The organism is Promicromonospora panici (assembly GCF_900608595.1).
In the GTDB taxonomy this organism is placed as follows: domain Bacteria; phylum Actinomycetota; class Actinomycetes; order Actinomycetales; family Cellulomonadaceae; genus Promicromonospora; species Promicromonospora panici.
On sequence record NZ_UWYY01000032.1, the window covers coordinates 50586 to 58225 of the forward strand.

Consider the following 7640-nt stretch of genomic DNA (forward strand, 5'->3'; position numbering starts at 1 on the left):
CTCGGCATGACCACAACACGCCATGCCACCGCGGCGAACCGCGCCGCCGGGCAAGTCCTGAGCCCCGTTCCTCGCGCCGTCCTGCCCGCCGTGCTCACTGCCTTTGTCGGCCTGAGCGCGGTCGCACTCCTGGCCTGGCCCGCGCGGGAGAGCATCTTCGAGGGCATCGCCGGAGGGACCGCCGACACGCCGTGGGCGGGACTCGCGGGACTGGTCGCCGACAAGGGCCTGCTGGCGCTCGTCGCGATCACCGCCTGCCTCGTGCTGTTCACGTGGCTCCGCGACCGCCCGAGGTTCTGGCTGCTCGCCGCTGCCGGAGCCGGGACGGTCGCCGCGTACGCGGTGAGCGAGGCGGTGAAGCTCGTGGTTACCGAGGAACGGCCGTGTCGAGTCGTCGACGTCGCCACCGTGCTGGCCTGCCCCGTGCCCGGAGACTGGTCCTGGCCGAGCAACCACTCGACCATCGCGGGCGCTCTGACGGTGGCGTGCCTGCTCGTCGCACCGCGGCTCTGGCCCGCGGTGGTACCGCTGGCGCTGGTGATCGCGGGCGCCCGCGTCGCCGCGGGCGTCCACTACATGCACGACGTCGCGTCAGGGCTCGCCCTCGGCGTCCTCATCGCGTGCCTGGTGGGCCTGGCCGTGCACGCGGTCGTTCAGCGGTTCACGCGTCGATCGACCTCGCGCCGGTCACCGGCGGCTCGGCGGACCACGGGAAGGTGATCCACAGATCGGTGTCCTTCCACGAGTAGTCGGGCTGGATGATCGTGCGCGGCTTGGTGAACAGCACGGCTGAGCGCGCCTCGGCGCCCTGCTTCTCCAGGAGGTCCATGACCAGGGCCAGGGTGCGGCCGGAGTCGGCGACGTCGTCCACCACCAGGACCTTGGCACCCGGGAGCTCGGACGTGTCCATGAGCGGCGGCAGCACGCGCGGGTCGTCGAGCGTCTTGCCGATGTCCGTGTAGAACTCGACGTTCAGTGTGCCGACGCCCTTGGTGCCGAGCGCGTACGCCATCGCGCCGCCCGGGACCAGGCCGCCGCGCGCGACGGCGATCACCACCTCGGGCACGAACCCGCTGTCCACCACCTTGTGGGCCAGGTCGCGCACCGCCCCGGGGAAGGTCTCCCAGGTGAGCACCTCGCGCTCCGGCATGGGAGCGTCAGTGGAGGGCAGTTCAGTCGATGTCATGGAGACGACCCTACGAGACGTGGCGGGCACCCGGCTCGGGTGCCCGCCACGTCTGTGCCGCGACCTGCGGCGATGCGCACGTCGAGTGCGCGAGATCTCAGGCCGGCCCGCGGACGGAGCGGCCGGAGGGGTCAGGCCGCCTTGGCCTCGAGGATGTCGACCACGAACACGAGCGTCGAGTTCGCGGGGATAGCGCCGTTCTCCTGGTCGCCGTAGCCCTGGTCCGCCGGGACGACGAGCAGCACCTGGCTGCCGACCTTCTGGCCGGCGATGCCGTTGGTCCAGCCCGGGATCACGCCGTTGAGCGGGAACGACGTCGGGGTGCCGCGGCTCCACGAGGAGTCGAACGACGTGCCGTCGAGCAGGCAGCCCGCGTACTGGACGGTGACCGTCTGGTCCTTGGTGACCTTGGCGCCGTCACCCTCGACGAGGGGCTGGACCACCAGGTCGGTGGGCTCCTCGTAGTTCTTCGGGATGGTGACGGTCGGCTGGCCGTCGTCGGCGAGCTCGACGGTGGGCAGGCCGTCCTTCGGCTCCACGGCGGTGCCCTCGGCACGCGTCGGGATCTCCTTGACCTCGGAGACCTCCACCATCGTGACCTGGATCGTCTGGTCCATGGCGGTGCTCGCCATGACGATGCGCGTACCGACCTTCTGGCCGATCAGGCGGTCGTTGAGCAGGTCGTACTGCGGGTCGCCGAGCGTGAACGACTCCGGCTTCTTGGTCTCCCAGGTGGAGCCGCTCGTGGAGCCGTCCTTGCCCGCGAGCACCACGTAGTTGATGGTGACCTGGGCGCCCTCGGCGAGCTCCTCGCCGGTGCCCTCGTCGACCACGCGGGACGTCGGGCTGGTGACCTTGAGCGGCGCCTTGAAGGTGACCTTGGGCTCCTTGCCGACCGGGCCCGCGACCTCGATCGCGTCGACGGCCTTGACGTCCGCCTCGGACGGGCTCGGCGCGGGCGACGGCTCAGCGGCCGGGGTCACCTCGCAGACGTTTCCGTCGGAGGCGGCAGCGCTGCCGTCCCCGCTGTCGCTGCTTGCGCAGCCGGTGAGCGCGATGGAGGCCAGCGCGACGGCTGCCAGGCCGGCAGTGGTGCGGTGCTTCACGAGTAGTCCTTCGGTCGGATTTGCGCCTTGCTGGGGACCGCCACACTCTAGCGGGCGGAAATGAGTGGGGCTCCCAGGCAGTGTGGTGCGCGTTGAACGCTGTTTTCGGGCAGGATCAAGCCGTCCGCTCTGCCCTGCGGAAGAATAGTTGCCATGCCGTCGAAGCGCCGCTCCAGCAAGCGTCCGTATGCCGCGGACCACGTCCCACTCGACGTGGACCGGGCAACGGGTGGCCGACGCAGCGAGTCCGCTGCCGACGGCGAGTGGGTGGTGCAGCGGATCCGCTCGTCCGACAAGACCTACGTCTGCCCGGCCTGCCGCCAGGAGGTCACGCCCGGAACGGCGCACGTCGTGGCCTGGCAGACGGACGTGCTCGGCGGGCCTGAGGCCGGGCTGGACGGCCGGCGGCACTGGCACACCAGCTGCTGGCAGCGACGCGCGAACCTGCGTTGACCGTCCGTACGCCCACAACGAGGACGGGGGAGAGAATGGGGTCGATGACCACTGAAGCCGAGCCCCACCAGATCCGCTCGCTCACCGTCCTGCCCGCACAGCGGGAGGACGTCGAGCTGCACACCGCCGACGGCCTCACCCTCGTGGGCGAGCTCGCGCTGCCCGAGGCCAGCGCGCCGGCGGCCACCCTCCTGACGTTCCACCCGCTGCCCACGCACGGCGGCTTCATGGACTCCCACGTGTACCGCAAGGCGGCCTGGCGTCTGCCCGCGCTGGCCGACCTCGCGGTCCTCCGGTTCAACACGCGCGGTACCTCCTCCCCGCGCGGTACGAGCGAGGGCACGTTCGACGGCGGCGACGCGGAGAGGTACGACGTCGCGGCCGCGCTCGAGCTCGCGGAGTTCCGCGGGCTGCCCCGGCCGTGGCTGGTCGGCTGGTCGTTCGGCACGGAGCTCGTCCTCAAGCACGGCGCCGACCCGAGCATCGAGGGCGCCATCCTCCTTTCCCCGCCGCTGCACCGGGCGACCGACGAGGACCTGGACCGCTGGGCCGAGTTCGGCAAGCCCCTCGTGGTCCTGGTGCCCGAGCTCGACGACTACCTGCGGCCCGACGAGGCCCGTCGCCGTTTCGCGCGCGTCCCGCAGGCCGAGGTGATCGGCGTCGACGGCGCGAAGCACCTGTGGGTCGGGGAACCGGCGGTCGCCCGCGTGCTGAACGAGATAGTCGGTCACGTGCTGCCGGACCACCCGCTTCCGCTGCCGACCCACTGGGACGGACCACCGGGCGTTTCTTGAGCCGCCTCAACCACCACGGCACCCACCACAGGAGGACGACGATGACCTCACAAGCCACCAGGAAGCTGGCCACCTTCACCCTGCACGAAGGCGGCGGGTTGCCGCTCGTGCTGCTGCACGGCTTCCCGCTCGACCATCGCATGTGGGCGGCGTGCGCGGAGCACCTGCCGCCGGGCACGCGGGCCATCGGCGTCGACCTGCCCGGGGCCGGGCACAGTGACCTGGACGGTTTCCCGCCGAGCATCGAGCATGCGGCCGACAGCGTCTACCGGACCATGATCGCGGAGGGCGAGGGCAACGCCGTAGTGGTCGGGCACTCGATGGGCGGGTACGTGGCCCTCGCGCTGGCCGAACGGCATCCAGGGTTCGTCGCGGGGCTGGGACTCGTGGACACCAAGTCGACGGCGGACTCCGAGGAGGCGCGTGCCAAGCGCCTGCGGATCGCCGCCGCGGTCGATGCGAACCAGACGGTCGACGCGGTGCTCAGCATGCCCGCCGCCCTGGTCGGCGCAACGAGCACCGAGCGCCGGCGGCACCTGTTTCCCGTGCTGGACTCGTGGATCCGGGCGCAGTCGCCGGCCGGCGTCGCGTGGGCGCAGCGGGCGATGGCGGCCCGCCCCGACCGGACGATTGTGCTCCACCGCTTCGACGCGCCGGTCGCCGTAGTGGTGGGTGCGGAGGACGCCATCACGCCGCTGGCCGACGCCGAGCACATGGTGCGGGCTGCGGCCGGGTCGCCGTCCGGGCTGTCGACGGGCGACGCCGCCCTCACGCTCGTACCCGGGGCCGGCCACATGAGCATGGTCGAGGAGCCGCAGGCCGTGGCCGCGGCCCTGGGCCTGCTGCACACCCAGGTGGTGGCCCACCACTGACTGTCCCCACTATGCCGAGGTAGGACCAGGGCGAGGTAGAACTCTGGCGAGGTAGAACCACAGCTGTGCTGCAGTTCTACCTCGCCAGAGTTCTACCTCGCCCTGGTCCTACCTCGCCCTGGTCCTACCTCGGCGGGGTCAGCTGGAGGCGCCGGCCTTTTCCGGGACCGACTCCTCGGAGTCCTCGGTCTCCGAGGGCGAGGACGCCGAGTCGGAGTTCTGGCCCGCCTTGGTGCTCGCCTTCGTGCCCTTGACCGACGGGATGACGACGGTGGCGGTGCCGACGGGCACCGGTGTGGGGTTGCTCGGCGGGATCGAGGCCGGCATCGAACCCGTGTCGGTCGACTCGGCGACGTCGGGCTCGGCCTCGGTGCCGTCACCGACGACGGCGAAGCGGGCCTGCTGCGCGGGGGTCGCCCCGGACAGACCCTTCGGCTTCGCGGGCAGGGCGGGCTTGGCGGGAGCGGCCTCGCTCGGCGTGCCCAGCATCCCCCGCAGCTCGTCCAGGTAGGAGTTGATCGAGTCGTGCTGACGCGTCAGGTCCTCGAGCTGGTGCTGCGCGGCCGACCGGCTCGACTCCGCCTCGGCGCGTGCGTCGTCGATGGTCTGCTCCGCGAACTCCCTGGCCTCGGCCACGATCCGGTCCGCGGACTTGCGGGCGTCTGCCACGAGGTCCTTCACGTACATGTCGGACTCGGAGCGGATCTTCTCCGCCTGCTCGAGGGCCACGGCGACGCGCTTCTCGGCCTCGGCCGCGTGCTCCTCGGCGGTGCTGACGAGCTTGGCGGTCTCGGACTTCGCCGTCTCGTGCCGCTCGGCGAGCTCCTTCTCGACGCTCTCCTTGCGGGTGACGATGTCGAGCTCGGCCTGGGCGAGCGCCGCGCGGGCCTGCTCGCGCAGGTCCTCCATCTCGCTGGTGACGGCGTTCGCGGCCTCGGCGGCCTGGCGGCGCGCCTCGGAGAGGATCTGCTCGGACTCGGCGCGGGCGCTGGCGAGCATCGCGGACGAGTCGCGCTCGGCGGTCTCGCGCTGCTCGGTCGTCTCGGCGTTGACCCTGGCGCGGAGCTGGGCGGCGTCCTGCTCGGTCTTGACGCGCAGCTCCGTGGTCTCGCGCTCGACGGTCGAGCGCAGGGTGCCGAGCTCGCGCTCCAGGCTGGCCCGGCGCTCGCTCTCCTCGGCGTTGATCGCGCTGGCGATCTGCGCGGACTCGCGCTCGGCGGAACCCACGAGCTCCTCCGCGCGGCGCTGCGCGGCGAGGAGGTGCCCCTCGGCCTCGGCGGCCATCGTGGTGCGGATCTCCTCGGCCTCGCGGCGGGCGCTGGCGAGCATCTCGGCGACCTCGGACTCGGCGCGCGAGCGCACCTGCCCGCCCGACAGCTTCGCGCGTGCCATGATGTCCGCGGCCTGCTGGTTGGCCTGGTTGATGATGTCGGTGGACTGGTCCTCGGCCGAGCGCAGCAGCAGCTCGATGCGGGAACCGAGGCCGGCGTACGACGGCTTCTCGGTCTCGCGCAGGTTGCGCTTGGCGTCGGTCAGGTCCTGTGTGAGCTGCATGGCGCGGCTGTCGGAGGCCTCGACCTGCCGGCGGGCCTCTTCGAGGGCGTGATTCAGCCGGTCCAGGTGCGCGTGCACCTGGTCGCGGTCGTATCCGCGCATGGCAGTCGGAAAGAGCGAGCGCTCGTCGGACACGGTGCTGACCTCCAGTGTCGGAACTTGGTGAGGCGCGGGTCAGGCTCCCCCCGGGGACGCCGGTTTTCGGCTCGTCCGGCGCCCAGGATACGTGTCTGGTGCGGATGTGGATACACCATGACGGGATGCAATCTACGCAAGACGTGCAATACTCCGGCTCGGCCCGGACCCGCGCCTCGGCGACGGTTCAGGCGCCCCGTGCAGGGCCCCGGTGAAGGAAGGGTGAGGATCCCGGCCGAACCGCACAAGCACACCCGTCATTGGACAGTGCTCAGCGTTCGGTCCCTATGCTGGAGCACCCACCTGATCGACGGGCACGCGCCCTAAATTCGAAGGGAATCGGTGGTGCAACGCTTTTTGGCGACTCTCCTGATACTTGCCGGACTCGGCGGCATCGGTTACGGAGTCGCGACGGCAACCGTCCTGCGCGAGTCCGACACTGTTGTCGCGACCGCGACCCCCAGCGGCGACGGAACCATGGTCGTGACCGAGCCCGGAGTTCTGGGCCTTGTCGACGACCAGGTGACCGTTCGAGCCACCGTCCCTGAGGGACAGAAGGTCACGCTCGCGCTCGGGTCCGACGTCGACGTGCTCGGCTGGGTCGGCGACGACCCCTACGACTCGGTGACCGGCCTGTCCTCCTGGGAGGCGCTGAGCGTCGTCGAGGGCACGGGCCTGGCCACCGGCGAGGAAGAGACCGACGGCGAGGAGACCGGCGATGCGCCGGCCGAGAAGCCGAGCACCGGTCCCGATCCCGCCGGGTCCGACATGTGGATCTCCGAGGTGAGCGGCGAGACGACAGTCCAGATGCGCTGGACCGAGGAGCCCGGTCGCGTGGTGCTGCTGGCCGCGGGCGTCGGCAAGAACGCCGAGGCCCCCACGCTCGAGCTCACCTGGCCGCGCCCGGTCAACACCCCGTACCTGTGGCCCGGCGTGCTGGGCGGCGGTTTCGCTCTGATCCTCGGCATCTTCATGGCGATCGGCGCACGCCGCGGAAAGAGCGGAAAGAAGGGCGGCAGCGGTAAGGGGCATTCGCAGTCCGCGGTCCGTACCCGCCGGCAGCCGGACGCCGACCTGCCGCGTCGCGACGCCGCCTTCGGCGTCGACGGCGAGCAGTCGAGCCCGGCCGGGCACGAGCCCGGTTTCCCGCCCGCACTGGGCGACCCGGCCGACGGCGGCACGTCGGTGTTCCCGCCGGCCGGACCGGTGCGTCCGGGCCAGGGAGCGCCGGAACCGGCGGCACCCGAGCCCGACCAGGAGCGCACGCGGGCCTGGGGTCCGCCCGCGCCGTTCGGCGGAGCGGCTCCGATCACTCCGCCGCCGACGCCCGAGCCGGCTCCCGCACCCGAGCCGGCTGCCGCACCCGCGGCGTCGGTCCGTGGGATCCGGCGCAGCCGCCGTGCGCAGGCCCCGGGAGCCAGTCCCGCGGCCCCCGCCCCGGCTCCGGCCCAGCGGCCGTCGTTCGGCGGCGCCGCCCCGGAGCAGACACCGGCGCCGTCCGCGGCGCCCGCCCCTGCCCAACCCGCCCCTGTCTCTTATA

General features: G+C 72.0%; 7 protein-coding genes and 1 pseudogene. 5 read left to right on the top strand and 3 right to left on the bottom strand.

Annotated features, from left to right (window positions below; translation table 11 throughout):
- Positions 1–6 precede the first annotated feature (6 nt).
- Positions 7–720 carry a phosphatase PAP2 family protein gene (locus EW117_RS27310; RefSeq protein WP_129789879.1) on the top strand — a complete coding sequence of 238 codons (714 nt, stop codon included), beginning with the start codon at positions 7–9 and terminating at the stop codon, positions 718–720.
- Here EW117_RS27310 and EW117_RS27315 read toward each other — a convergent pair.
- On the bottom strand, positions 662–1186 hold the full coding sequence (locus EW117_RS27315; RefSeq protein ID WP_129789880.1) for a phosphoribosyltransferase: 525 nt from the start codon (positions 1184–1186) through the stop codon (positions 662–664). The two genes, EW117_RS27310 and EW117_RS27315, sit on opposite strands and share 59 nt — an antisense overlap.
- 131 nt (positions 1187–1317) lie before the next feature.
- The gene (locus EW117_RS27320; RefSeq protein ID WP_129789881.1) at positions 1318–2292 is read right to left on the bottom strand and encodes an FKBP-type peptidyl-prolyl cis-trans isomerase; all 975 of its coding nucleotides are present in this window, start codon (positions 2290–2292) and stop codon (positions 1318–1320) included.
- 153 nt (positions 2293–2445) lie between these two features.
- Here EW117_RS27320 and EW117_RS27325 point away from each other — a divergent pair, with 153 nt between their 5' ends.
- The 3 genes from EW117_RS27325 to EW117_RS27335 are packed head-to-tail and all read left to right on the top strand — an operon-like array spanning position 2446 to position 4411.
- Complete coding sequence (locus tag EW117_RS27325) at positions 2446–2745, top strand: hypothetical protein (RefSeq protein WP_129789882.1); 300 nt, start codon at positions 2446–2448, stop codon at positions 2743–2745.
- Positions 2746–2780: 35 nt separating this feature from the next.
- Positions 2781–3539, top strand: coding sequence for an alpha/beta hydrolase (locus EW117_RS27330; protein WP_422891558.1), 759 nt, complete (start codon positions 2781–2783; stop codon positions 3537–3539).
- Positions 3540–3580: 41 nt separating this feature from the next.
- Positions 3581–4411 (top strand): alpha/beta fold hydrolase, encoded by an 831-nt coding sequence (locus tag EW117_RS27335; protein WP_129789884.1) that lies wholly within the window; start codon positions 3581–3583, stop codon positions 4409–4411.
- 138 nt (positions 4412–4549) lie between these two features.
- Here EW117_RS27335 and EW117_RS27340 read toward each other — a convergent pair whose 3' ends face one another.
- The gene (locus EW117_RS27340; RefSeq protein WP_129789885.1) at positions 4550–6100 is read right to left on the bottom strand and encodes a DivIVA domain-containing protein; all 1551 of its coding nucleotides are present in this window, start codon (positions 6098–6100) and stop codon (positions 4550–4552) included.
- Between the two features lie 345 nt (positions 6101–6445).
- Between EW117_RS27340 and EW117_RS27345 the strand changes: the two are divergent.
- A pseudogene (locus EW117_RS27345) lies at positions 6446–7640 on the top strand (hypothetical protein); the annotation flags it as partial.

Excerpts from the sequence above, each read along its gene's own strand:
- EW117_RS27310 (WP_129789879.1), top strand. The coding sequence starts at position 7 with ATGACCACAACACGCCATGCCACCGCGGCGAACCGCGCCGCCGGGCAA.
- EW117_RS27315 (WP_129789880.1), bottom strand. The coding sequence starts at position 1,186 with ATGACATCGACTGAACTGCCCTCCACTGACGCTCCCATGCCGGAGCGC.
- EW117_RS27325 (WP_129789882.1), top strand. The coding sequence starts at position 2,446 with ATGCCGTCGAAGCGCCGCTCCAGCAAGCGTCCGTATGCCGCGGACCAC.
- EW117_RS27330 (WP_422891558.1), top strand. The coding sequence starts at position 2,781 with ATGGGGTCGATGACCACTGAAGCCGAGCCCCACCAGATCCGCTCGCTC.
- EW117_RS27335 (WP_129789884.1), top strand. The coding sequence starts at position 3,581 with ATGACCTCACAAGCCACCAGGAAGCTGGCCACCTTCACCCTGCACGAA.